The organism is Aquamicrobium lusatiense (assembly GCF_014201615.1).
In the GTDB taxonomy this organism is placed as follows: domain Bacteria; phylum Pseudomonadota; class Alphaproteobacteria; order Rhizobiales; family Rhizobiaceae; genus Mesorhizobium; species Mesorhizobium lusatiense.
Genome location: NZ_JACHEU010000001.1, coordinates 1857090 through 1879441, shown reverse-complemented (window position 1 = coordinate 1879441; position 22352 = coordinate 1857090). Strand labels below are relative to the sequence as shown.

The 22352-nt window shown below is 61.8% G+C and carries 22 protein-coding genes, 1 tRNA gene, 1 pseudogene and 1 CRISPR repeat array; of the genes and pseudogenes, 18 read left to right on the top strand and 6 right to left on the bottom strand.

All coding sequences use genetic code 11. The features are described from left to right. Nucleotides 1-13 precede the first annotated feature (13 nt). The 8 genes and pseudogenes from cas5c to HNR59_RS08920 all read left to right on the top strand — a co-directional run bounded on the left by cas5c (nt 14) and on the right by HNR59_RS08920 (nt 7644). A complete protein-coding gene (cas5c, locus tag HNR59_RS08955) occupies nt 14-715 on the top strand; it encodes a type I-C CRISPR-associated protein Cas5c (protein ID WP_183828832.1) in 702 nt (233 codons plus the stop codon). Beyond that, nucleotides 712-2475, top strand: coding sequence for a type I-C CRISPR-associated protein Cas8c/Csd1 (gene cas8c / locus HNR59_RS08950; RefSeq protein WP_183828830.1), 1764 nt, complete (start codon nt 712-714; stop codon nt 2473-2475). Before cas5c ends, cas8c begins: the two co-directional genes overlap by 4 nt. Next, on the top strand, nt 2472-3425 hold the full coding sequence (gene cas7c / locus HNR59_RS08945) for a type I-C CRISPR-associated protein Cas7/Csd2 (RefSeq protein ID WP_183828828.1): 954 nt from the start codon (nt 2472-2474) through the stop codon (nt 3423-3425). Before cas8c ends, cas7c begins: the two co-directional genes overlap by 4 nt. A gap of 2 nt (nt 3426-3427) precedes the next feature. Next, on the top strand, nt 3428-4078 hold the full coding sequence (gene cas4, locus HNR59_RS08940; RefSeq protein WP_183828826.1) for a CRISPR-associated protein Cas4: 651 nt from the start codon (nt 3428-3430) through the stop codon (nt 4076-4078). Then, nucleotides 4075-5109, top strand: coding sequence for a type I-C CRISPR-associated endonuclease Cas1c (gene cas1c / locus HNR59_RS08935; RefSeq protein WP_183828824.1), 1035 nt, complete (start codon nt 4075-4077; stop codon nt 5107-5109). Before cas4 ends, cas1c begins: the two co-directional genes overlap by 4 nt. A gap of 1 nt (nt 5110) precedes the next feature. After that, nucleotides 5111-5400 (top strand): annotated as a pseudogene (gene cas2 / locus HNR59_RS08930) (CRISPR-associated endonuclease Cas2). A gap of 197 nt (nt 5401-5597) precedes the next feature. After that, a CRISPR array of direct repeats spans nt 5598-6226; the repeat unit is 33 nt; unit sequence GGTCGCTCCCTTCGCGGGAGCGTGGATCGAAAC. A 248-nt stretch (nt 6227-6474) separates the two neighbouring features. Beyond that, nucleotides 6475-7359 carry a formyltetrahydrofolate deformylase gene (gene purU / locus HNR59_RS08925; protein WP_183828822.1) on the top strand — a complete coding sequence of 295 codons (885 nt, stop codon included), beginning with the start codon at nt 6475-6477 and terminating at the stop codon, nt 7357-7359. 194 nt (nt 7360-7553) lie between these two features. Further along, nucleotides 7554-7644 (top strand) — tRNA-Ser (locus HNR59_RS08920). A 530-nt stretch (nt 7645-8174) separates the two neighbouring features. Here HNR59_RS08920 and HNR59_RS08915 read toward each other — a convergent pair. The 6 genes from HNR59_RS08915 to HNR59_RS08890 all read right to left on the bottom strand — a co-directional run bounded on the left by HNR59_RS08915 (nt 8175) and on the right by HNR59_RS08890 (nt 14626). Continuing rightward, nucleotides 8175-9476: a protein NO VEIN domain-containing protein gene (locus HNR59_RS08915; protein WP_183828816.1), complete on the bottom strand. Its 1302-nt coding sequence runs from the start codon at nt 9474-9476 to the stop codon at nt 8175-8177. 83 nt (nt 9477-9559) lie between these two features. Continuing rightward, nucleotides 9560-10804, bottom strand: coding sequence for a DNA adenine methylase (locus tag HNR59_RS08910; RefSeq protein ID WP_183828815.1), 1245 nt, complete (start codon nt 10802-10804; stop codon nt 9560-9562). Beyond that, nucleotides 10789-12027, bottom strand: coding sequence for a DNA adenine methylase (locus HNR59_RS08905; protein ID WP_183828814.1), 1239 nt, complete (start codon nt 12025-12027; stop codon nt 10789-10791). The genes HNR59_RS08910 and HNR59_RS08905 overlap by 16 nt, the downstream gene beginning before the upstream one ends. A gap of 426 nt (nt 12028-12453) precedes the next feature. Further along, the gene (locus tag HNR59_RS08900; protein ID WP_183828811.1) at nt 12454-12852 is read right to left on the bottom strand and encodes a hypothetical protein; all 399 of its coding nucleotides are present in this window, start codon (nt 12850-12852) and stop codon (nt 12454-12456) included. Then, entirely contained in the window at nt 12849-14174 is a 1326-nt protein-coding gene (locus HNR59_RS08895) for a recombinase family protein (protein ID WP_183828808.1), read from the bottom strand. Before HNR59_RS08895 ends, HNR59_RS08900 begins: the two co-directional genes overlap by 4 nt. Continuing rightward, complete coding sequence (locus HNR59_RS08890) at nt 14171-14626, bottom strand: DUF2924 domain-containing protein (RefSeq protein WP_183828805.1); 456 nt, start codon at nt 14624-14626, stop codon at nt 14171-14173. The genes HNR59_RS08895 and HNR59_RS08890 overlap by 4 nt, the downstream gene beginning before the upstream one ends. Nucleotides 14627-14963: 337 nt before the next feature. Here HNR59_RS08890 and HNR59_RS08885 point away from each other — a divergent pair, with 337 nt between their 5' ends. From HNR59_RS08885 to HNR59_RS08840, 10 genes are all read left to right on the top strand, one after another. After that, complete coding sequence (locus HNR59_RS08885) at nt 14964-16205, top strand: type 1 periplasmic-binding domain-containing protein (protein WP_183828802.1); 1242 nt, start codon at nt 14964-14966, stop codon at nt 16203-16205. Further along, entirely contained in the window at nt 16165-17118 is a 954-nt protein-coding gene (locus tag HNR59_RS08880) for a helix-turn-helix domain-containing protein (protein ID WP_183828799.1), read from the top strand. The genes HNR59_RS08885 and HNR59_RS08880 overlap by 41 nt, the downstream gene beginning before the upstream one ends. Before the next feature lie 104 nt (nt 17119-17222). Beyond that, nucleotides 17223-18437: a phospholipase D family protein gene (locus HNR59_RS08875; protein ID WP_183828796.1), complete on the top strand. Its 1215-nt coding sequence runs from the start codon at nt 17223-17225 to the stop codon at nt 18435-18437. Nucleotides 18438-18626: 189 nt separating this feature from the next. Continuing rightward, complete coding sequence (locus tag HNR59_RS08870; protein ID WP_183828793.1) at nt 18627-19220, top strand: sigma factor; 594 nt, start codon at nt 18627-18629, stop codon at nt 19218-19220. Between the two features lie 22 nt (nt 19221-19242). Next, a complete protein-coding gene (locus tag HNR59_RS08865; RefSeq protein ID WP_183828790.1) occupies nt 19243-19632 on the top strand; it encodes a hypothetical protein in 390 nt (129 codons plus the stop codon). Continuing rightward, nucleotides 19632-20165: a hypothetical protein gene (locus tag HNR59_RS08860; RefSeq protein WP_246374545.1), complete on the top strand. Its 534-nt coding sequence runs from the start codon at nt 19632-19634 to the stop codon at nt 20163-20165. Before HNR59_RS08865 ends, HNR59_RS08860 begins: the two co-directional genes overlap by 1 nt. Continuing rightward, nucleotides 20162-21016, top strand: coding sequence for an ATP-binding protein (locus HNR59_RS08855; RefSeq protein WP_183828787.1), 855 nt, complete (start codon nt 20162-20164; stop codon nt 21014-21016). The genes HNR59_RS08860 and HNR59_RS08855 overlap by 4 nt, the downstream gene beginning before the upstream one ends. A gap of 4 nt (nt 21017-21020) precedes the next feature. Then, nucleotides 21021-21746, top strand: coding sequence for a hypothetical protein (locus HNR59_RS08850; RefSeq protein ID WP_183828784.1), 726 nt, complete (start codon nt 21021-21023; stop codon nt 21744-21746). Beyond that, complete coding sequence (locus HNR59_RS08845) at nt 21743-21976, top strand: hypothetical protein (RefSeq protein WP_183828781.1); 234 nt, start codon at nt 21743-21745, stop codon at nt 21974-21976. The genes HNR59_RS08850 and HNR59_RS08845 overlap by 4 nt, the downstream gene beginning before the upstream one ends. Before the next feature lie 164 nt (nt 21977-22140). Beyond that, nucleotides 22141-22341: a DUF6511 domain-containing protein gene (locus HNR59_RS08840; RefSeq protein ID WP_234184572.1), complete on the top strand. Its 201-nt coding sequence runs from the start codon at nt 22141-22143 to the stop codon at nt 22339-22341. Nucleotides 22342-22352: the final 11 nt, after the last annotated feature.

The window sequence follows — 22352 nt, the reverse complement described above, 5'->3', positions numbered from 1 at the left end:
ACTTGGGGGAATCATGTCATATGGCATTCGGTTGCATGTCTGGGGGCAGCATGCACTGTTTACGCGTCCGGAACTCAAGGTAGAGCGTTACAGCTTCGATGTAATAACACCTTCCGCGGCGCGCGGTGTTCTTGAAGCGATACACTGGAAGCCGGCCATCCGATGGGTGATCGACCGCGTTCATGTGCTCAAGCCGATACGATTTCAGACCATCCGCCGAAACGAGGTCGGCCACAAGGCCCCCGCCGGCAAGATCAAGCAGGCGATGAACCGCGGTGATCTCGCAGGCTTGCAGCTTCTGGTCGACGAAGACCGCCAGCAGCGCGCCTCGACCGTTCTCGTCGCACCGGCCTATGTCATCGAAGCGCATTTCGAGCTGACGGCAAAGGCAGGCCCTGACGATACCGAGGGCAAGCATCTCGACATCTTCAACCGCCGCGCGGCACGCGGGCAGTGCTTCAATCAGCCGTGTCTCGGCACCCGTGAATTCGTGGCTCATTTCGAGCTTGTCGCCCCCGGCGCGCGCCTCCCCGAACGCGACCCGGACATGGTCAATGCGCAGCACGGATTCGGCGGCAGCCCGCGCGACCTCGGCACGATGTTATGGGACATCGATCACACGGCACCGGGCCGCCCCTCACTGTTTTTCCGCGCATCACTCAACGAAGGGGTAATGGAGGTTCCCGCGTCCGACAGCCCTGAGGTGCTGCGATGAGCATGATCGCCTCGCTGGTGCGCGCCTATGAACGCCTGCCCGATGCGCCCCCGTTCGGGTTTTCTTCCGAGAAGATCGGGTTCTGCATCGTGCTGAACAGCGACGGAACGGTGGCCGAGGTCATTGACCTGCGCGGCGACGACAAGAAACGTAGCCCGAGAATGGTTCTGGTGCCGCAGGCGGTGAAGCGCACAGTGGGCATCGCGCCGAACTTTCTTTGGGACAAGTCCGCCTATGTGTTGGGCGTAACCGCTGGCGACGGCAAGCGCACCGCGGATGAGCATGCGAAATTCCGAGAAGCGCATGCCGAATGGCTTTCCGACACCGACGATGCCGGGCTCCTTGCACTTCTGCGCTTTCTGGAAAGCTGGCGTCCCGAACATTTCGTGCCGCCCATCTGGCCGGAAGAGATGCGCGACCAGAACATCGTCTTTGCTCTGGCCGAGGAATATCGTGAACGCTTCCTGCATGATCGTCATGCCGCCCGGCAAGCGTGGAACGGCATCGGTGCTGCCGGGGCCTCCGCCCCGCAAATCTGCCTTGTAACCGGAGAACGGACGGCCACCGCACGGCTGCACCCATCAATCAAAGGAGTATGGGGAGCGCAATCGTCAGGCGCCAGCATCGTCTCGTTCAACCTCGATGCCTTCACCTCCTACGGGCACGAACAGGGCGACAATGCGCCCGTCTCCGAAGCTGCGGTCTTTGCCTATACGACCGCCCTCAACCGCTTTCTGGAAAAGGGCAGCGGGCACCGCATCCAGATCGGCGACGCCTCGACAGTGTTTTGGGCCGATGCTGAAAAACATATGGCCGAACTGGCGGAATCCTTCTTTGCCGCCATGTTCGATACAGGCGAAGCGGAAGACACATCGAAGACCGAAGACAAGCTCCAGACAAAAATTCTCGCCACCCAGCTTGAAAGCATAAGGCTCGGACAAAAACTCACGGACGTGCTGCCGGAGATCGACCCCGGCGTGCGCTTTCACGTTCTGGGGCTTTCCCCCAATGCGGCGCGGCTCTCGGTGCGTTTTTACTGGGAGGACGATTTTGGCCAGCTGACAGCCAACTACCAGAAATATTTGAAGGAGATGGCGATAGAGCCTGCGCCGGACGGCTGGCCGCCACTTTGGCACTATCTCAACGATCTGGCCGTTCTGGGCAAGCGCGACAACGTGCCGCCAAATCTGGCCGGCGACTGGATGCGCTCGATACTGACCGGAACGCCCTACCCGCTCACGCTTCTGACCATGGCACTCACCCGCATCCGCGCCGATGGGAAGGTCAACGCACTGCGCGCGGCCATTCTCAAATCCGTTCTCATCCGCAACCTGAACATGGAGGCCCCCGTGGCGCTTGATCCCGCCTATAAGGACAATAAGGGCTATGTGCTTGGGCGGCTGTTCGCCGTCTATGAGCAGGTCCAGCGCGCCGCGCTCGGCCGCAACGTCAACGCGACCATCAAGGACAAGTTCTACGGGTCCGCCTCGGCTACACCCCAGAAGGTTTTTCGGACACTCGATGCCGGCTCACAAAACCATTTTTCCAGGCTGCGTAAACAGAACCCCGGTTGGGCGGTAAATCTGGAAAAACTTCTGGCCTCCGTTACCGATCTCATGGACCCGGCGGGAGACCCCATTCCGGTTTCGCTCAATTCGGCCGAACAGGCCATGTTCGGCATCGGCTATCACCATCAGCGCAGCGAATTCTTCCGTGAGCGCGACGACAAGAATACTGACCCGACGGAGGCAGATGAATGACCACCCTTTCCCGCCGCCATGACTTCGTGCTGATCTTCGACGTCAAGAACGGAAACCCCAATGGCGACCCGGACGCCGGAAACCTGCCGCGTCTCGACCCCGAAACCAGCCATGGCCTCGTTTCGGACGTCAGCCTGAAGCGCAAGATCCGCAACTATGTCGAGCTTGCCAGAGAAGGCCAGAGCGGCCAGCACATCTATGTTCAGGAAGGAGCAATCCTGAATGAAAAGCACAGGCAGGCCTATGTTGCGCTCCGGCCGGATGACAAGAAGGCGGAAACCGACAAGAAACTGAATCCGAAGGGCGAGGATGAGGCAAAACAGCTTCGCGACTGGATGTGCGCCAATTTCTATGATGTGCGCACCTTTGGCGCCGTGATGTCCACGGGCATCAATTGCGGGCAGGTCAAGGGCCCGGTGCAGATCACCTTCGCCAATTCCGTTGAGCCCATCCTTCCCGCCGAAATCACCATCACGCGCATGGCCGCCACCAACGAGGCGGAGAAGAAGAAGGCCGCCGAAGGCAGCGAAGGCGACGACCGCACCGACAACCGCACCATGGGCCGCAAGCACATCGTGCCTTACGGGCTTTATGTCGCGCATGGCTTCGTTTCCGCGAAGTTCGCGGAGCGCACAGGTTTTTCCGAGGCGGATCTGGAGCAACTGTTCGAAGCGCTGCAAAACATGTTTGAACATGATCGTTCTGCCGCCCGAGGGGAAATGACTACGCGCAAGCTGGTCGTCTTCCGGCACGAGAACGCCCTTGGCAATGCCCCCGCTCACACCCTTTTCGAGCGCGTGAAAATCGGCCGCAATGTCGATGGCGAATTCCGGGAGGTGGACGATCGCGGCCTCGGCAATCTGGGTCCTGCACGCAAATTCGACGATTACCTCATATCCATAGACCGTGATGCCCTGCCGGCCGGCGTCGAAATCCTCGAAATGCCCTGACCATGAACTCTGTGCTGCACGCCGAAGAGGACCCCATTCCCCTTTCGGCGCTGCAGCATGCTGTCTATTGCCTGAGGCAGGCTGCCCTTATCCATATCGAGAAGCTGTGGGCGGAGAACCACTTTACCGCCGAAGGCGACGTGCTGCATGCTGTTGCCGACAAGGGCGGCACCCGCAAGACGCGCGGTGCGCGGCGGGTGCTTTCACTTCCGCTTGCCTCCCGGCGCCTGAACCTGACGGGCGTTGCCGATCTGGTTGAGTTTTACCCCACGCCGCAGGGCGAGGTCTCGTACCCGGTCGAATACAAACGCGGCAAACCCAAGCTTCACCGCGCCGACGAGGTGCAGCTTTGCGCCCAGGCGCTTTGCCTGGAGGAAATGACCGGTATCGCGGTTCCGGAAGGTGCGCTGTTCTATGCCCAGACGAAGCGCCGCGTTGTCGTGCCGTTCGACGACACGCTGCGCGCTCTTACGGAACATGTGGCGGCGGAACTTTCTGCCGTTTTCGATGCTCGAAAGACACCCGCGCCGACGACGCACAAGTCGCGCTGCCGCGCCTGTTCGCTGATCGAGCTGTGCCGCCCCGAAACCTTTGCCCGCCCGGTTCGCAAATGGCGCGACAGGATGCTTGATCTCGTTCTGGGTACGGAATGAAGAAGCTTCTCAACACCGTCTATGTCACCACCGAAGGCTCGGCGCTGAAGAAGGATGGGGAAAACCTCGTCGCCGACGTTGATGGCGCCGAACGCGCACGCGTTCCGCTTCATATGCTGGCTTCTGTCGTCGCCTTTGGTCCCATACTGATCTCGCCGGCGCTTATCGGTGCCTGTGCCGAAAGGGGGATAACCATCTCGCTAATGGACCGCGCCGGCCGCTTTCAGGCCCGCATCGAAGGCCCCGTCACGGGAAATGTGCTGCTGCGCCGGGCGCAATACAAAGCGGCCGATCAGGCGGAAGACATCGTTCGCTCTATTGTCATGGGCAAGATCGCCAATCAGCGTGCCGTCATCCGCCGTGCACTTCGCGACTATGGCACAGAAATGGAGGTGCCTGCGCGCACCGAACTGGAGCACGCTGCGGACAGAATGGCGGCCATTCTTCGCCGCGTTCAGCTCGCAGACGACACCATCGACCGGCTGCGCGGTTCGGAAGGGGAAGCCGCCAACCTCTATTTCGGGGTGTTCGACCATCTCATTCGCTCTCCCGATGCCGAACTGCGCTGGACCTGCCGATCGCGCAGGCCGCCACTCGATGCCATGAACGCGCTTTTATCCTTTCTATACACGCTTCTCACTCATGACTGCCGCTCCGCCTGCGAAACAGCCGGGCTCGATCCGGCGGTCGGCTTTCTCCATCGCGACCGCCCCGGACGGCCGAGCCTTGCGCTCGACCTGATGGAGGAGCTGCGCGCGCCGCTCGCCGACAGGTTGGCACTTTCACTCGTGAACCGGCGTCAGATCCGGGCAGGCGATTTCCGCCATATGGACAGCGGCGCGGTTCTGCTTTCCGACGAAGGACGCAGGACGGTGCTGACCGCATGGCAGGAGCGAAAGAAGGAAGAGCGCCAGCATCCCTTTCTGCAGGAGAAAGCGCCTTTCGGCCTTGTGCCATGGCTTCAGGCGCAAATGCTGGCACGCCACCTGCGCGGCGACATCGACGCTTATCCGCCATGGTTCTGGACCTGACATGCTCGTTCTGGTGACATACGATGTGAACACCATGGAAGATGGCGGCAGGAAGCGGCTGCGCCAGGTGCCCGTGCCTGCAAAGATTTCGGGCAACGGGTTCAGTTTTCCGTCTTCGAGATCGAGGTGGATCCTGCGCAGTGGACGAAATTGAAAGCCCGCCTTGAACTCATCATCCGTCCGGAACTGGATTCCTTGCGCTACTATTATCTTGGCTCAAACTGGGCGCGGAAGGTAGAACATGTCGGCGCCAAACCGGCTGCAGACCTTAATGGGCCTCTGATCATCTGACAGGTGATCTGAAAACGCTTTTGCGAACCCCAAGCGTGCCGGCTCCGCCCACAAGGTTCGCAAACAGGCCAGCTCTTTGAAATCGTTAAACATCCGAACAACATCGCATAAGAATTGCTGATCGCGCGCAGGATTATAAGAAGGTTCGCATTTACAAGCCGCTTTTTAATTCGAAAACAAATAATTACATAGATTGGGGTCGCTCCCTTCGCGGGAGCGTGGATCGAAACCATAGCGAAACGAGCATCGTATACGATGGTTCGCGGTCGCTCCCTTCGCGGGAGCGTGGATCGAAACCGAAATTGTTATGAGCCGCCACGCCTTCGCCGGTGGTCGCTCCCTTCGCGGGAGCGTGGATCGAAACTGTGATCGGCCGCGCTCAATCGGAGCGGGAGAAGGGTCGCTCCCTTCGCGGGCGCGTGGATCGAAACCACAAGGTGGTTGCGCTCGGGACCGGCGAACTCGAGTCGCTCCCTTCGCGGGAGCGTGGATCGAAACATCAACGAGGCGACGACCTTTTGCTGAAGGTCATGTCGCTCCCTTCGCGGGAGCGTGGATCGAAACACCGGATATATCCCATAATACTCACGGGCAATGGGTCGCTCCCTTCGCGGGAGCGTGGATCGAAACAGGGACGCGGGTGGTCAATACACTCGCTCCGGGTCGCTCCCTTCGCGGGAGCGTGGATCGAAACCCAGCCTGACACAGGGCCTGCTCTACGACGAGCGGTCGCTCCCTTCGCGGGAGCGTGGATCGAAACGATGAATGGGATGCCAGAGAGGCAGAAGCCGATGGTCGCTCCCTTCGCGGGAGTGTGAATCGAACTCTCGAAATGTCTTACATTGAAACTTTTTGATGTCATTGCTCCGCTCTCCACGGAAGCGGTCGACGTTGGCCGGCATACATAGGTTGAGTCGGTTTTCAAAGACACAGACTACCTCGACTGATTTTTCGGACAGGGTGTTTTGTCCGCTGGTCATCGGTGCTGGCGCATGGTACCGCGACCGTGACATTTCATCCTGCTGGCCGCCCGGAAATTCGCGGTGGTTGGCATCATCGGCAAGACAAACATTCATGACCAAATTCTGCCTGCGCGTTACCTGTGTTTCGGCCCGTGGAATCGTTGCCGCGATTTCGTCTTTTCTGGCCCAAGAAGGTTGCAACATCACCGACAGCGCCCAGTTCGACGACAATCACACAGGCCGCTTTTTCATGCGTGTCAGCTTTCGAAGCGAAGACGGACGCACTCTCGATGAGTTGCGTTCGGGGTTTGCATCGATCGCGGACAGGTTCGGGATGGAAGCCGAATTTTTCGACGAAATCCTTAAGCGCAAGGTCATCCTCATGGTGTCCCGGTTCGGCCATTGCCTGAACGACCTGCTCTATCGCTGGCGCATAGGCGCCCTGCCGATCGAGATAGTGGCCGTGATTTCCAACCACATGGATTATCAGAAGGTTGTCGTGAACCATGACATTCCCTTCTATTGCATACGCGTGACCAGGGAAAACAAGGCGGAAGCCGAAGCCGCACAAATGCGCATCGTGCGCGAGACCGGCGCCGAGCTTATCGTTCTTGCCCGCTACATGCAGGTTCTGTCCGATGATATGTGCCGGGAGATGTCGGGCCGGATCATCAACATTCATCACTCGTTCCTGCCAAGCTTCAAGGGAGCCAATCCCTATAAGCAGGCCTATGAGCGCGGGGTGAAGCTGATCGGTGCTACCTCGCACTATGTCACTGCGGATCTCGACGAAGGCCCGATCATTGAGCAGGACATCGTGCGCATCACCCATGCGCAGTCGTCGGAAGACTATGTCGCACTCGGGAGGGATGTGGAGGCTTCGGTGCTTGCCCGCGCCATTCACGCGCATATCCACGGCCGGGTGTTCCTCAATGACGGCAAGACCGTCGTGTTCCCCGCCTCACCAGGCTCCTATGCCTCGGAACGCATGGGCTAAGCCTTCGTCCGGAAAGGCGAGCCAATGCAAAGCGGCTTGCTTGCAGCGACAGGAAATGCAGAAAGCATGTGGGCATCTTTGCCGATATTCCACCTCGTCCCTTCGCCTGTTCAGGCGATGTTCCACATAAAGCTGTATTTATCTGCAAGATAGGACCTTGCCAAACTGGCGGAAACGCTTAGAAAGCGCCGTGTGGAGAGGTGGCCGAGTGGTCGAAGGCGCTCCCCTGCTAAGGGAGTAGAGGTCAAAAGCTTCTCGTGGGTTCGAATCCCATCCTCTCCGCCACTTGCCCTCGCGAAAGCGTTCTCCCGATCCGGCTGTGGCCGGATTTTTCCGTTGTTTTCGAGGGTTATGCGGGAGGGGCTGAGCACTGCCCCTGCTGCCAGGTGGCTCGGAAGCAGTCTCTCAGGGCCGATATTCTCCGGACCTCATGACTGCGTCGATTTGGTGAATTTCTTGCAGGCGACTGAAATCATGACGTTTTTCGGCATCCCGCGCTGAGCACTTCGACAGGAGTCGCGTCCGGTCAAATGGAACCGAAATCGAACCTGCGTTGATGGCGCGGCGATCGCTCATGTCTTGGGCTGTCGCTGTTTGCGTCCATGGCTTCAAGGTCCAAAGTCATAACATGGCTCTCGGCACCGGGCTCCGATAGTCTGCGCCGCACAACTCGCCGAAGTGGGCCGCGTCGTCTCCACGCAACGCCTCGCTGCTAAGATCACAACGCTCCGCAGGCCCAACCGTGTAGTTTTCGACCAGCAACTCTGGCTTCAGATGGATAGGTGATCGCGGGTCAACGCCGATTGGTGGGTTCGTCACCGCTTATTGCAAGGTAATTCATCAATTGGTTTAAACGCGCATTCGAACACTGTAGGTTTTAAGTCGAGCTCTGCTTTCAGATCCCTTATCTCGCAACAGACAGGCTTGTTCCTGACGTTACCGACCCTCAGAATGAGAAATTGATCGGTATGCTGTTCGGCACAAGCAATCTCGTTTGCACTGATGAAAAATCGCGTCGCCAGCGGCCCTTCTGTCGCTTTGACTTCGACATATCGGACACGCCCGTCCGTCTCGAACGACATAATATCATAGCCGAGCGTGTCGTCATCGAGTGAGGCATGGACGATCTTCGCTGCTAATTCCGGAAATTCTGCGAGCCGCCACTTCTCGTAGGCAAACGCGAAAGCTTCGCCAAGTTGTCCAACCTCGCTGTTGCGCTCTTGCCTCCTATTGTAGTCTACTTTTTTCGGGCCGCTGCTGCCCGTGCCACTCTTCGATTTGGCTCGCTTCGGCACGGGCTGCAGCGCGGTTGAGAAGTCATAGTTCTCCACTTGAGCGCCCGGTTCATTGCTGACTTCGTCAGGCTTGGCAGAAGCTGCGCCTGCAGCTGCGCCTGTGACGGCAGGAAAGTCGTCGAAGCCAGCTACAATTTTGAGCAAATTCTCGGCCTGATCCGCGCTAAATTTACTCCAGTCGTGAGGACGTCGTGGCACTCCGAAGCGCGCGACTAGCGCGTTCCTTTCTTCGGGACGTCGCAGCAGAAGCTCCATTGCCAGACAACATGTCGCGCGGGCGCGCCCACGTGGTACCTTGCCCGCTATGCCGCTGCGGACTTGCCTAGCGCCCTTGCGAACACGCTCGGAAGCACCCTGCTCTTCAGCGAAGGCATCAAGATCGTAGACGATGTCCGCAACTCTAATCCCTTCGTCCCTGAAGGCGTCACCGGGTGCGAAGCCATTAATGCGGAAGTCGAGGTAATTGAGTGAGAATAGGTTATCCCAGCCGTTGATCAACGCTGCGGGATCGAAGGCGGCGCGTAGTTCTGCCCAGTAAGCGAGAAAGGTGACATAGGGCTCGGCCCCCATTTCCCTTGCTGTTCCGTAGACGATCACGGTGCGTGCGGTCTCGTCTAGCTTGTCCTGGTTGGCGACGCCGGCAACGCGCCATCGCTCCAGCACAGCTGCTCCGAGGCTGGACAGAACAGGGGCACCATCGGGAGTCTCGATAAGGCCTGCCGACCGAAGGTCGGCGACTCTCTGCGTCGGATCGGTATGCTCGATCGCGCCGTTCTTCTTCACGCCTTCGAGGTTGGCAGCTACATCATCAAAGTCGCGCATGGAGGTTGCGAACGGGTCTAGCCGCCTCTCACGCGTCGCCTTCCTCCTCCCAGTCTCATCTAGCCAAGCCGTGATCTCGACTGCTAGCCCAATGCCTTCCCAGTCCACTCAAGCACCTCACCGCGCCGTTCATTGGCGATGATGCTACTCGTCCGAGCGGTGAAAAGATACTCGCTAACTTTTTTCGCTTTGAAGCCTCCGTAGCTCTGGTAATTGAGCCTGTCGACGGGGATGCAGCGTGCGCTACCAGCCTCGAAGAGATCTGACGCCAAGAACTCTTCGATCGCTTTTCTGCCATCACTTTCGGCATGCTCTGATTTAAACGAACCCCAGTGGTTTCGACCATCGAAATAACTGATGACCACGTGTTCGGTGTCCGCGCGCTCGATGATTGTGCGCAAGGACGGCATAAATGCTTTTTTGCTACAGAATGTTGACTTGAAATCATCGGCCATGTTCTGACCACGAACATACTCCAGTTCCGAAAAGAACTCGTCGAGGTCATCGACCTCAGCGTGCTTAGACAGCAGATTGAGCATGAAGTAGTACGAGGTGTACTGTCGGAAGTTGTACGGTGGGTCAAGGTACAACACACGGTGCGCAGGCGCGCGCCTCACAAAATCAAGACTGTCTTCAGCGCGCCCAATGAGCGGAGATTCCGGTCCTAGAAAGATCTCGTCGGGCGGCACCTCAATCTTCAGCGGGCGTAGCGCCCGTGTATCGATAAACTCTCGTGGGAAGTCGTGGTAAGTGCCTTGCGTGTTGCTGACGCGTTCGACACCGGAGATCAGCATGGCGGACAGTATACACCGCGTGCGCTGGTCGATGCGTCCGTTGCGCCACCAAAAGCGTATCCGCGAGAGCGCGCGATCGATAGTTGCCGCATTATCCGCACTGAAAAACCGACGCCGTCCTGATCGGCCACGAGCACTGAGGAAGCTGCTCTTTCCACCTTCCTCACAATAATGGTCGTATATGTCAGTCCGAAAGATGGAAGCCGCATCGCCATGGCCGACTGGTGCGACGAGTTCGTCAGCTAGTGCGCGCCACTGCTGGTGGCGTTCACCAGGGCTGCCCAACCTTCCGTTCGGGCCGATTGGTTGGCTTCCAGTCAGGAACGCAGTCGCGAACAGCCAAGAGAAGTGATTGATGTCGTTCGGGACGACCCGGAGTCCTGCTTGACGCATCGCAAAGGTTGCGGCCAGCGAGCCGCTGAAGGCGTCAACAACCGTGTCTCCAGGCTCGGAGAGTGAGCGAACCAACGCGACAATGTCGGGCGCAATCGAAGATTTATTGCCCAAATACCTTTGGATCAGGCCGACCTGCATAGAACCAGTACCTCCTTATCATCGCGGCCTTTGTTGGCGTTCTCTCCGCTGTTGAACTGGCGGTAGCGGTGCGCGAATTCGATCATTTCGACACGACGGCTGCCGAACTCCTGTCGGCAGACCGCCATCAATTCCTCCAAACTTATCATTCGGGCATTTCCATCGGACCCGCGTGCTGATGCAGAGTAACTAATAATTGCGGTCGCCTTGAGCGACGCTAGATGGCCTAAAACTAGTGCAAGTGCCGTAGCGGCGTGTCGTCGGGAGGAAAACGCCGATTTGTAGCGATTGTCCGGATACAGGCCCATCGTCGGCGCCGAACCAGCTGGAAGACGCGGCAAGGTGTTTGTCGCGATTGTCTCCAGTATGTGATAGAAGCGTGAATATTGCTGTGCAGTGTATGGCGGATCAAGATAAAAGAGTTTGGCGGTTCCGCCCTCCTTGGCCACAAATCGCTCAGCCGTGTCTTGAACTGCGTGATGCCCGGCGTCGCTCTTTGGTGCAACGCTGGCTATCGTGGCACATGCCTCGCGGAATACTGCCGACACGTCGATCGCCCGATCTGACAGAAGTCGTTGGTCGTGGAACGCTGCGTTGCCGGCTCTGGTCTTGAGCGGTTGCGCGAAGTGCTTGCCTGCCGAATGAACTATACGGGAGGCAGCATGCATGAGCGCCGTCTGCGCTGCCGCGCGCTGCCACGGAGTTAAACCCGTTGTTGGAGACGCGATGACCGACCCGAGTGCATCTAGTTGGAGGGCCTGCCTCACTCCAAAATAGCTTCCTGCATAGAACGAAGTCAGCGGCGCGTCACTGTCGGCCTCTATTCTTCCATGCCGCCACGCTAGGGGTAGACGGGCCTCAAGGTCGCGCAGCGCTGTCGCGTCGGATTGTTCGAGAGAATTTCGCTCCTCCTGCGCGAAGGCAGCCCATGTGTAGTCGCGGTGAATTGAGTTCTCAGCGTCGCGCAACAGGGCCTCTGCATCGACCCCAGCGGCGATTTCACGGTCGATGCCCAACAGCGCTTGGGCGAACACCCGGGAGTAGGCCTGCGTGTCGACCGAAGTGGTGCGAAATCCAGAGGCTGCAAATGCCTGCGAGACGACGGTGGATCCAGCAAAAAGGTCGACGGCTTCTCCCTCCTGCGGAACGACGTCGCGGGCGAGCGAAGTGATAGCTTCCAACACTCGAAGCTTGCTGCCGAGGTATTGGACCGGCCGGAACACGCTCGCGCCTGCTCCTTTTGGCAAAGGTAGGCATAATGTCTCCGACGGTGCCAAAGTTGTCGCGTCGCACGTCTCACTGCCTGCAGTGATTACTTCCGATTCTTGGAGATTCACCAAATTCTCGTAATTAGTTAGTAACTCAGAATTAAACTCAGTGGGCACTGTCTTCGTCCTCCAATAGAAGCGGCAGCGCCAACTGTTTTGATTTGACCGCAGAAACGAGTCTTAGAACCGCGTACTCTACCAAGTATGACTTAGATAGAGGTGGCCTATGATCCGCCGCCAAGGCTTCCAGTTCCCTATTTGTCTCGTCACTCAAACTTACTGAAAACCTGACCTTGGCTCCCATAATCAACTCCACCTGCTCGCGTTTGCACCATACTGCACCAAACCGGTGCGGAAGGAAAGCGTTTGCCTGAGGCAGGGTCAAACCGTGCGCACAGCCCGAAGCATGCGGCGCTGTTCTTCCCACTCCCCCGGAAGTGCTACGAGCAGGTCGTCCAGTTGGAATTTGGTCGGCTGCCGACTGTCAAGAATGGCCTCGACGATGCCGGGTGCGAGGAGCGTCAGACGCAGGACTCGTGTCATATAGGACGACGCGATCCTCTCGCGCTCGGCAAGTTCGGCAATGGTGGTGTACTCGCCCGATTCCAGCATCCGCTTCCATCGGAAGGCGCGCGCCAGCGCCTTGACCAGTGTGTTGTCGATCCTTCGCGGCTGTGTGGCGCCCTCGGGCAGTTGCATCTCCTTGCGCCCGCCGCGCTTCACGACGCGGAACGGAACGTGGAGCGTCACGGTCTCGGGGACCGCTGTACCGCGGGTCATGCAGCTTCTCCGATCCCGCCGGCCAGCATCTCACGCGCGAGGCCGCTGAGGCCCTCCACGCGTAGCCGGACGTTCAGGCCGTCCACGCCGATTTCCACGCGCTCGACCAGCAGCGCCGCGATGCGCGCCTGCTCGGCGGGGAAGAGTTCGTCCCACAGCGGATCGAGGCGCTGCAGCGCCGCGCGAGCGTCGGCTTCGGTGAAGTCTTCGGCGTGGACTCGCGCCGCCTTCCAGGTCCCCGCGACGATCTCGGGCTGGCGAAACACGGCGCGAAGCTGGTCTATGACGGTGCCCTCGATCTCGCCCGCGGGCACGCGGCCGATAGGGCAGGATCCTGCGCCATGCTTCAAGACGGTCTGGCTGACGTAGTAGCGGTAAAGCCTGTCGCCCTTGCGGGTGTGGGTCGGCGAGAAGGCCGCGCCATCGGGGCCGAACAGCAGCCCCTTCAGCAGCGCGGGCGTGTCGGCGCGGGTGCGTGCGGCACGCTTGCGCGGGCTTTCCTGCAAGATGGCGTGGACGCGGTCCCAAATCTCGCGGTCGATGATCGCGTTGTGCTCGCCGGGGTAGCTGTCGCCCTTGTGGACCGCCTCGCCGATGTAGGCGCGGTTGCTCAGCATCCGATAGATGTACTTCTTGTCGATCCGGTTGCCGCGCGGCGTGCGGATGCCGCGTTTCGCGACCTCGCGCGCAAGTTCGGTGCCGGAGCCGATCTCGAGGAAACGGGCGAAGATCCAGCGGACATGCGCAGCGGCTCCTTCGTCGACCAGCAGCTTCCGGTTTTCCACCCGGTAGCCGCAGGGCGGCACCCCGCCCATCCACATCCCCTTCTTCCGGCTCGCGGCGACCTTGTCGCGGATGCGCTCGGCCGTCACTTCCCGCTCGAATTGGGCGAACGAGAGCAGGATGTTCAGCGTCAGCCGCCCCATCGACGTGGTCGTGTTGAACGACTGCGTGACCGAGACGAAGGTCACCCCGTTCCGGTCGAACACCTCGACCAGCTTGGCGAAATCCGCCAGCGAGCGGCTGAGGCGGTCGATCTTGTAGACGACGACCACATCGACCAGCCCGTCCTCGATATCCTCCAGCAGCCGCTTCAAGCCGGGCCGCTCCAGCGTGCCGCCGGAGATGCCGCCGTCGTCATACTGATCGCGGACCAGCATCCAGCCCTCGGATCGCTGGCTGGCGATATAGGCCTCGCAGGCCTCCCGTTGGGCGTGGAGCGAGTTGAATTCCTGCTCCAACCCTTCCTCGGAGGATTTCCGGGTGTAGATGGCGCACCGCAGCTTGCGGACGACCTTCGATTTTTCCGGCGGCTTCGTCATGTCCGCCCCCTGTGGTTCTTGAGCCCGAAGAAGACCCAGCCGTTCCAGCGCGTGCCGGTGATCGCGCGGGCGATCGCGGACAGCGACTTGTACGGCCGCCCCTGCCATTCGAAGCCGTCGGCAGTTACGGTGACTATCTGCTCGACGCCCTGCCACTCGCGCAGCAGCCGCGTGCCGGTGATCGGGCGGTCGCGATCGGCGCGGATGCTCCGCTTCGCCCGGTCGCCGCCGTCAAGTTCCTCGCCCAGCCGCTCAAGGCGCCGGATCGTCTCCGGCTTCAGCCCGCCATACGCAAGTTCCTGGATGCGGTAGGCCAGGCGGGATTCGAGGTAGCGCCTGTTGAACGGAGGCGGCTCGCTGTCGAACAGGTCGCGCCACTGCTCTTTCAGGTCAGGCGTCGGCGTGGTCTTGAGCGCCGCCAGGCGCGCGGGGATGGGATCGGGCTTGTTCATGCATTTCTCCGGTGCGTTGGAGTTGCATGACGGCATTGGTCGGGCGGATAGTGTAGGCAACGTTCTCCAGTATCGTCAGATACTTCGCCCCTATCCCGCATCCGCAACCGAACCAGCCCGAGCGCCAGCAGGCCGCACAGCTCGGTGCGGCGCTCTGCCGGCGTCATCTGGTCGGGCGGGAGGGGATTGGGGCGTTTCATGCGGGCCTCGGAGCAGTCGTCTCCTCTGGCCTCTACTCGTCGATGTCGGAAAGCGTCCCAGCCGATCCCGCACAGGTTGAAGAATCGATCAAAAGAACGTAACAGGAACACTTGTCTTGCAGGAAAGGGGATTCGTCGTGGCCGGCAATTTGAAGAAGTTCGTGAACCCCCGGTTCATCAAGACCATTGATCTCGCCCTGATGAAGCCGCTGCTGGCGCGGCACGAGGGCAAGTACAAGGGCTTCTCGGTCGACCAGCTGGACCAGGAGGAGGATGCCGCCCGCGAGGCGCTGGAGAAACTGCTGACCGGCGCCGAGGACAGCTATCCCGAGGGGCTGCGCGGCGATCTGCACCGCATCGCGGAACTTGGCGATGCCCGCGGCCTCGAGATCATCCAGGCGCAGGCCGCCCGTCAGGGCGTCGATCTGTTCCCCGACATGAAGACCGGCGACGAGGACTCGCCGAACAAGGCGCATGATCCCAAGCACATCGCCGTCCGGGTGTTTCTGGAGCATCCCGATCTGTTTGACGCGGCCGCCGACCACATGGCGATGCTCACTGCCGACCGCCTGCATGAATATGCCGGACGGGAACGGGGCGTCGCGATCGACCTGACTGAGGATAAGGTCGAGGCGTTCCGGACGACCGTCGCCGCGCTCTTCCGTGACGCCTTTCTCGGGGACTACTGCCGGGTGGGCGACTACGACGACGATGACGAGATCAACCTCGTGGTCAGCCACGGCTCCATGGTCTCGACCATGCCGGTCGTCGAGGGCCAGGTCGAACGGGTCATCAGCGTGCGCCAGATTTCCCACGCCGTGCTGCGATACTCCGAGAACACCGGCATGCTGCGAATGGCCCGCATCCGGAAGGCGCATCAGCCCGAGATCGCGGAACTGTTCGCCTCGATCATCCTTGACAGGCCCGGCTTCTTCGACGGCGACGATGCGCAGGACCTCTATACCCTGCGCCCGGTCGAACTGGCCGGACCGGGCTTCGCCTTCGATACTGCCTACGATCCGCTGATCGACAAGGTGCTGATCATCGAGGCGGCGGCGGACCTGATGGCGCCCGGCAAGAAAGGGTATCCCCGCGTGGTGCGCACGTTGCGGTCGCGGGACCTCGGCGGTGACGCGCTCCAGCATTTCGGCAGCACACCGGTGTCGTTCGGCGGCGCCTGGCGGCTGGGCGAGCTCGTGTTCCGGATCCTGTTCAAGGGCGACGGCAGGCGCCAGCCGCAGGTCACGGTCAAGCTGCGGCCCCCGGGCGTCGTGCAGTTTCGCCGCACCCAGCATGAGGCGCGGGTAATGAAGCTGATCGAACGGAACGGGCTGATGAATGACCGAGACGATTTTGAGGTTGTTGACGCGGCTGAGTGAGGCTGGCAGCGACGCGATCCTGCCCGGCGAGCTTGCCGCGCCGTTCTTCGGTCCGGTCTTCGACCGGCTGCTGGCGAAACGTGTCCTCGTCGAACAGGCGCCGCTGGCCGATTGGGAGGTCTGCGATGCCTGCGAATGCGGACTCCCCTGTCGGCCGATCCGGAAAGCGGGCGATGGATATCGTGCTGAGTGCCCGCTCGACCGACGACACGACGTCGATCTCACCGAGGACGATTTGCGCGTGTTCCGCATCGGCGGCGGGGCGCTGGCATCCGTGATCGGCACCGCGGCAGGGTTCGGCACACCCCCGAAGCTCGCCGCGGAAAAGGTCTGGCGGCTGGGCGACACGCCATCGGGGCGCGCAGTGTTTCTAGTGCTGGAGTCCGCCGCCCTGTCCGGCGACGGCATCATAGCATCCTTGCGCCAGGCGGCGCAGGGCTCGGACATCACTATCCTCGCACCGCAGTTGCGAGCGGAAGCGGCGCGGCGACATCATGATGCGGGCTTCCACGTGATCGAAACGCTCGGGGTGCTGATGCCTGCCTCGGATGGCCTCGGCGTCGCAATCGATGTCGCGGCTCTGGCGCCAATTCCGCTGACGCCCGTGCTTCGTGTGCGAAGGGCAACGGCCGAGGTTCAATGGGACGGTCGCTCCGTCATTCTGTCGCGTCAGATTTTCCCCGTGTTCGAGCGCCTGCTCGAGAAGGCGCAGTCGCGCGACCAGGTCGCCTCCGGATCCCATGTCGAAGGCACGACTGCGCGCGAGGCCAAGGATCTGATCCGCGAGTTGCGCGACGCGTTCAAGGCTGCGGGGTTCACCGATGCCGAGAGCAAGGTCATGATCGAGACGGTACGCAACCGTGGCTATCGGCTTGGCGTCCCTGCGACCGGGATTTTGGTCGACGGCTGGTAGGGGCGCTTCGGTCTCTCTCCCCTCACCACGAGTTGTGGGCTGACCCGCGCCTGCTATGCTTCGATCAACTGATGACCTGCAAGTCGCGTGAGGGGATAATTGAATTGGAAATCGAGTTTCTGACGGGGAACGACGTAGAGAATGCCATCCAGGGCCTTCTGGCCGAATATGACGAGCTTCATTGGGCGGTCGCTTGGGGCACATCCACCTCCCTCGCCCGAAAACTGCTATCCCATTCAGCAAAAATCAGAGCAGTGACATTCGGCCTCGCGTTCGCTCAGACCGATCCAGACCTTGTAGACTCCCTCATCGGGGTCGACGGATGCTACGTCGTCACGAAATTTCCTGGTGGGACATTCCACCCAAAGGTCTACGCGTTCCGTTCTGGGAAACGGGCTGCTGCAATCATCGGGAGCGCTAACTTCACTCGCGGCGGGCTGGGCAAGAACCACGAGGCCTGTGTCTTGGTTAGGGGTTCCGTCAGCGACAAGATGCTCGCTGATACTCTTTCCTTCGCAGCGCGAAGTGCCTCACTCGGAGAGCGCGTAACAGAAGAATTGGCGGCGCGATACCGGCTCGGATGCAAACTCGCCGCAAGAAGGCCAGGTCCGCCTCGCGATCCGCTGGCAGAGGTGCCGCCTGCAAGCGTGAAGAGCCTATCGTCCCCCTTGGTGGGTATGGATTGGGATCAGTATGTCCGCGCCGTGCGAGGGTCCGCTCACCACGACGTTGATGAAAGTCTGGACCTGCTCCGAACTGCGCAGGGTTGGCTATCTGCCGTGCCTTCGTTCCACGACCTAACAACACCGCAAAGGAAAGCAATCGCAGGTGCAATAGGGGTTCAAGAAAAGGCCGGTGACGAATCGCTCGATAGAGATTGGGGTTGGTTCGGTTCAATGCGCGGCGCGGGAGACTTCAAGAATCGCGTTGCAGAGAACGACCGGTTTCTAGCTCGCGCCGTTGACAGCATTCCACAGAAGGGAGAGGCCACAAGAGAGCATTTCGATCGATTTGCCCGCCTTTTCGTCAAGGCGTTTGCCAATTCGAGCAGAGTTGGGGGCGTCGCGACGGCGTCACGGCTGCTTGCCATGAAACGGCCCGACGTATTCCTCTGCATCTCCAATCCCAATATTGTAGCCGCGGCGAATGGGATGGGCTTCGCCAAGTCGACTCTTAATCTTGAAAATTACTGGGACCGAGTCGTGGAAGTGATCCGCGCATCGGAGTGGTACAACATCGACAAGCCCGATACTCGCGATGGACAGCTTTGGGAGTGTCGGGCGGCAATGCTCGACGCGATTTATTATCACCCGGGGTAGGCAGAACGCAAAACCCGCCCGACAATAAGCAGTCCAGCCACAAGGGCTGAGTGAAGCGCCACACTCGTCGCCTTGGGCAAAGGGCCAGACCCACCAAACCCCCACCTTATTCCCACCCCGTTCCCACCTGCGCGCCGACCGCATCCGGCACCTTGGGCTCATCAGAAACGATGACCGAGGCGCACAGCGATGCAGATCGAACTTTCCCCCGACGACATTGAAACCATCATCCGCGAGGCCGATGCGGCGGCGCAACGGCTGCGGCGCAAGCTGTGCCTGCCGGTCTGCGAGCGCGAGGATCTGGGCCAGGACCTCCTAGTCGATCTGCTGCGCCGCTTGCCCGCCTACGACCCCGCGCGCGGCAGCATCGGCGCCTTCGCCAACATCGTGCTCCGCAACCAATCCTCGCGGATCGCGATGCGTCACCACCGCAAGCGCCGCGCGCAGGGTGGGTCGCTGCTCTCGCTCGAGGTGCCGCTGGCCGGTACCCGCGAGCCGGTCGGCGACACGCTGACCGAGGACGACGGCCTTGCCGCCTGGCACGGCCAGACCTGCTGCGCCGCCGCTGTCACCGAACTTCACCACGCCCTGCAGGCCGCCCTCGCGCGGCTGCCGGCCGAGGATCGCCGGTTCTGCGCGGCGCTGGCGCATCGCCCCGTCAGCGCGCTGGCGGCCGAGGGTTTCGGCAGCCGGTCAGCGCTCTACCGCCGCCTCGCCGATCTCCGCCACGTCCTCACCGCCCACGGTCTCGGTCCCGCCTGGGACGATTTCGCGGCGGCCTGAGTAGAGGCGAAAGGAGGAGATCATGTTCATGGGCACCACCCCCTTCATCACGGTCCGCGCCCGCCGGCCGCTCACCGAGATCGAGTTCTGCGCCTGGGTGGCGCAGGCCGTGCCGGGCGACCGGCTGGAATACCATCGCGGCTTTCTGGTCCTCGACATCTTCCCGATGTTCGCCCGGCTCCCGGATCAACAGCGCGCGGAATTGGCCCGGCTCGGGTCGCGCGCCTTCTGGGCCGCCGAACAGGGCCTCGTGCATCTGGTGCAGGAGCGCACGGGCCCCGACCAGTTCGCCTACATCGCCGTCGCCCGCCCCAAGCCGAAGGCCGCAGCCGTGTCGCTGTCCGCGCTCCTGCTCGCCGAGCAGGGGCAGCCCGACCACGCCACCGGTTCGAGCGGTCGGGCTGCCGCGTGATGACCGCCTTCCAATCCCTCTTCGCCGATCATGGAGACCCTTACATGCCGTTCCCCGCGAACACCCCCACCGTCGACGACCTGCCGGGCCTCGGCTTGCAGGACATCGCCCAGCTGCCCGTCGAACTGCTGGCCATCCTGCAGCGCGACGTCGACGAGCGCATCAAGCGCGACAAGGCCGCGAAGGCCCGCCTCGATGGCGCGCTGACCGTCCGCTACGCCACCCGCGCCGCCGAGGAGCGGCAGGCCGCAGGCAAGGACACTGGCACGATCCGGTTCGATGAAGGCGACTTCACCGTGGTCGCCGACCTGCCGAAACGGGTCGATTGGGATCAGGATCGTCTCGCTGCCATGGTCGAGCGCATCCGCGCCGCCGGGGACGATCCCGCGCAGTATGTCGACATCGCGTTCAAGGTGCCCGAGCGCAAATACGCAGCCTGGCCCGACGCCATCCGTGCCGGTTTCGAACCCGCGCGCACCGTCCGGCCCGGCACGCTGAAGATCGAGATCGTCCCGCAGGGGGGCGACCAATGAGCCTGCGCATCATCTCCGCCGACGACCGGCTGCGCGAGGCGCAGGGCAAGACCACCATGGCGCTGTTCGGGCCGAGCGGCGCGGGCAAGACCACGCTGCTGAAGACCCTGCCGCCCGCCGAGACGCTCTGCATCGATCTGGAGGCGGGCCTCAAGTCCGTCCAGGACTGGCCGGGCGACAGCATCCCGATCCGGCGCTTTGCCGATGCGGTCGACATCGCCTGCCTGATCGGCGGCGCGAACCCGGCCGCCCAGCCCGAGGAGCATTTCTCGGAGGCGCACCATGCGCATCTGCGGGCGCATCATTCCGAGTTGGCCGAGAAGATCGACACCAAGCGCATCATCTTCGTCGACAGCATCACCGACCTGACGCGCCAAGCCATGGCATGGGCCAAGACCCGGCCCGAAGCGCTGTCGGAACGCACCGGCAAACCGGACACGCGTGGCGCATACGGGCTTCTGGCGCGCGAGGTCATCGGGCTTCTCAAGCACCTCCAGCATGCGCCGGGGCGCACGGTCATCTTCGTCGGCATCCTCGAGAAGGTCGTCGACGACATGAACCGGGTGACCTGGCAGCCGCAGATGGACGGCGGAAAGGTCGCCCGCGAACTCCCCGGCATCGTCGACCAAGTGCTGACGATGAGCCTGTTCTCGCAGGATCCCGGCGCGGGCCCCGATGCGCTCCCGACCTGGCGTCACGATCCCGACAAGGGCAACGCGCGCCGCCTTGTCTGTCAATCCGGCAATCCGTTCGGCCTGCCGGCCAAGGATCGCAGCGGCAGGCTCGACCTGACCGAGCCGCCCGATCTCGGCGCGCTCCTCACCAAGATCAATCAACCCCGGAAAGGATGACGACATGACCTTCGACATGAACGACGTGGAGCCGCAGCAGTCCGGCGACCTGATCCCCGACGGCACCTTCGCCAAGCTGGTGATGACGCTGCGCAAGGGCGGCACCGACGGGTCGAGCGATGTGGATCGCGGGCTTCTCAAGGCCTCGAACCAGCCCGGCAGCGACGTGCTGATGCTCGATGCCGAGTTCACCGTCGCCGAGGGTCCGCATGCCCGGCGCAAGTTCTGGCAGAACTTCACCGTGAAGGGCGGCAAGCTCGACGAGCAGGGCCAGTCGATCGGCTGGAAGATTTCGAAATCGACCTTCCGCGCGATGATCGACAGCGCGCTGGGTCTGAACCCCGAGGACATGAGCGAGGCGGCGAAGGCCAAGCGGGTGCTGCGCGGGCTCGCCGATCTCGACGGGATCAGCTTCGTCGCGAAGATCCAGATCGAGCCGAGCCGCAACCCCGCCTACAAGGACGCCAACAAGCTCGACCATGTCGTGCTGCCCACCGCGCCCGAATGGCAGAAGGTGATGGCGGGCGAGCCCGTGGCCGCCCAGCCCTCGAACAAGCCCCGGCCCGCCGCCGCAGCCGCGCAGTCCGCGACCCCGGCATGGGGCCAGCCGCAGTCGGCCTCCGCGCCGGCGGCGCCGGCCTGGGGCGCGCCGTCGGCTCCCGCCCAGCCCGCCACCCAGACACCGCCCGCCGCCAAACCCGGCAACGGCCCGGCCTGGCTGAACCCGTGAGCCCAGACGAATGGCAGGCGCATGTCACGACGGAGGCGGCACTGGCGATGGGACGCTGGCTCGAGGCGCGCGGGCGTCTCGACCGGCCCATCGCCAGCCTGACCCGGCGCGATCTGGAATGCATGGCATCGAACGCCATCAGCCGGTTCATCGTGCTGTCCTCCGAACGCCGGACCGCCGCGCCGGACAGGGAGGAGCGCGACGCGCTGGACCTGCTGCTCATGGGGTAACGCGCGCCGATCTCGCCCGGCGCGTGCCCTGCGTCCAGTGCGGTCGCGAGGCCCGGGGCTTCGGCTACTGCCACGGTCTGCGCTGGGATCGTCACCCTCATTACCGCTTCTGCTCGATGGCTTGCCTGATGGCGGGCTCGGCCAACGCCAAAAGGAACCACGGCATGATCGACAAGACCGACATGGAGACGCGCGCCATCGTGGAGGCCCGCAGGATGCTCGCCGAGGCGCTGACGGAGATGGGCCTGATGGAGCCCTTCTTCGACCGCCCGGCCGCGGACATCGACCGCGTGATCGAGGCCTGCGTCGACGGCTTTCAGGCTTCGATGCAGCGCCAGTCCGACAATGGCGACGTGCCGTTCTGAGGGGGGTGCTG

What these genes read in the sequence shown, in the direction of transcription:
- cas5c (WP_183828832.1), top strand. Translation starts at nt 14, where the DNA reads ATGTCATATGGCATTCGGTTGCATGTCTGGGGGCAGCATGCACTGTTT.
- cas8c (WP_183828830.1), top strand. Translation starts at nt 712, where the DNA reads ATGAGCATGATCGCCTCGCTGGTGCGCGCCTATGAACGCCTGCCCGAT.
- cas7c (WP_183828828.1), top strand. Translation starts at nt 2,472, where the DNA reads ATGACCACCCTTTCCCGCCGCCATGACTTCGTGCTGATCTTCGACGTC.
- cas4 (WP_183828826.1), top strand. Translation starts at nt 3,428, where the DNA reads ATGAACTCTGTGCTGCACGCCGAAGAGGACCCCATTCCCCTTTCGGCG.
- cas1c (WP_183828824.1), top strand. Translation starts at nt 4,075, where the DNA reads ATGAAGAAGCTTCTCAACACCGTCTATGTCACCACCGAAGGCTCGGCG.
- purU (WP_183828822.1), top strand. Translation starts at nt 6,475, where the DNA reads ATGACCAAATTCTGCCTGCGCGTTACCTGTGTTTCGGCCCGTGGAATC.
- HNR59_RS08915 (WP_183828816.1), bottom strand. Translation starts at nt 9,476, where the DNA reads ATGCGCGACTTTGATGATGTAGCTGCCAACCTCGAAGGCGTGAAGAAG.
- HNR59_RS08910 (WP_183828815.1), bottom strand. Translation starts at nt 10,804, where the DNA reads ATGCAGGTCGGCCTGATCCAAAGGTATTTGGGCAATAAATCTTCGATT.
- HNR59_RS08900 (WP_183828811.1), bottom strand. Translation starts at nt 12,852, where the DNA reads ATGACCCGCGGTACAGCGGTCCCCGAGACCGTGACGCTCCACGTTCCG.
- HNR59_RS08895 (WP_183828808.1), bottom strand. Translation starts at nt 14,174, where the DNA reads ATGACGAAGCCGCCGGAAAAATCGAAGGTCGTCCGCAAGCTGCGGTGC.
- HNR59_RS08890 (WP_183828805.1), bottom strand. Translation starts at nt 14,626, where the DNA reads ATGAACAAGCCCGATCCCATCCCCGCGCGCCTGGCGGCGCTCAAGACC.
- HNR59_RS08880 (WP_183828799.1), top strand. Translation starts at nt 16,165, where the DNA reads ATGACCGAGACGATTTTGAGGTTGTTGACGCGGCTGAGTGAGGCTGGC.
- HNR59_RS08870 (WP_183828793.1), top strand. Translation starts at nt 18,627, where the DNA reads ATGCAGATCGAACTTTCCCCCGACGACATTGAAACCATCATCCGCGAG.
- HNR59_RS08865 (WP_183828790.1), top strand. Translation starts at nt 19,243, where the DNA reads ATGTTCATGGGCACCACCCCCTTCATCACGGTCCGCGCCCGCCGGCCG.
- HNR59_RS08860 (WP_246374545.1), top strand. Translation starts at nt 19,632, where the DNA reads ATGACCGCCTTCCAATCCCTCTTCGCCGATCATGGAGACCCTTACATG.
- HNR59_RS08855 (WP_183828787.1), top strand. Translation starts at nt 20,162, where the DNA reads ATGAGCCTGCGCATCATCTCCGCCGACGACCGGCTGCGCGAGGCGCAG.
- HNR59_RS08850 (WP_183828784.1), top strand. Translation starts at nt 21,021, where the DNA reads ATGACCTTCGACATGAACGACGTGGAGCCGCAGCAGTCCGGCGACCTG.
- HNR59_RS08840 (WP_234184572.1), top strand. Translation starts at nt 22,141, where the DNA reads ATGATCGACAAGACCGACATGGAGACGCGCGCCATCGTGGAGGCCCGC.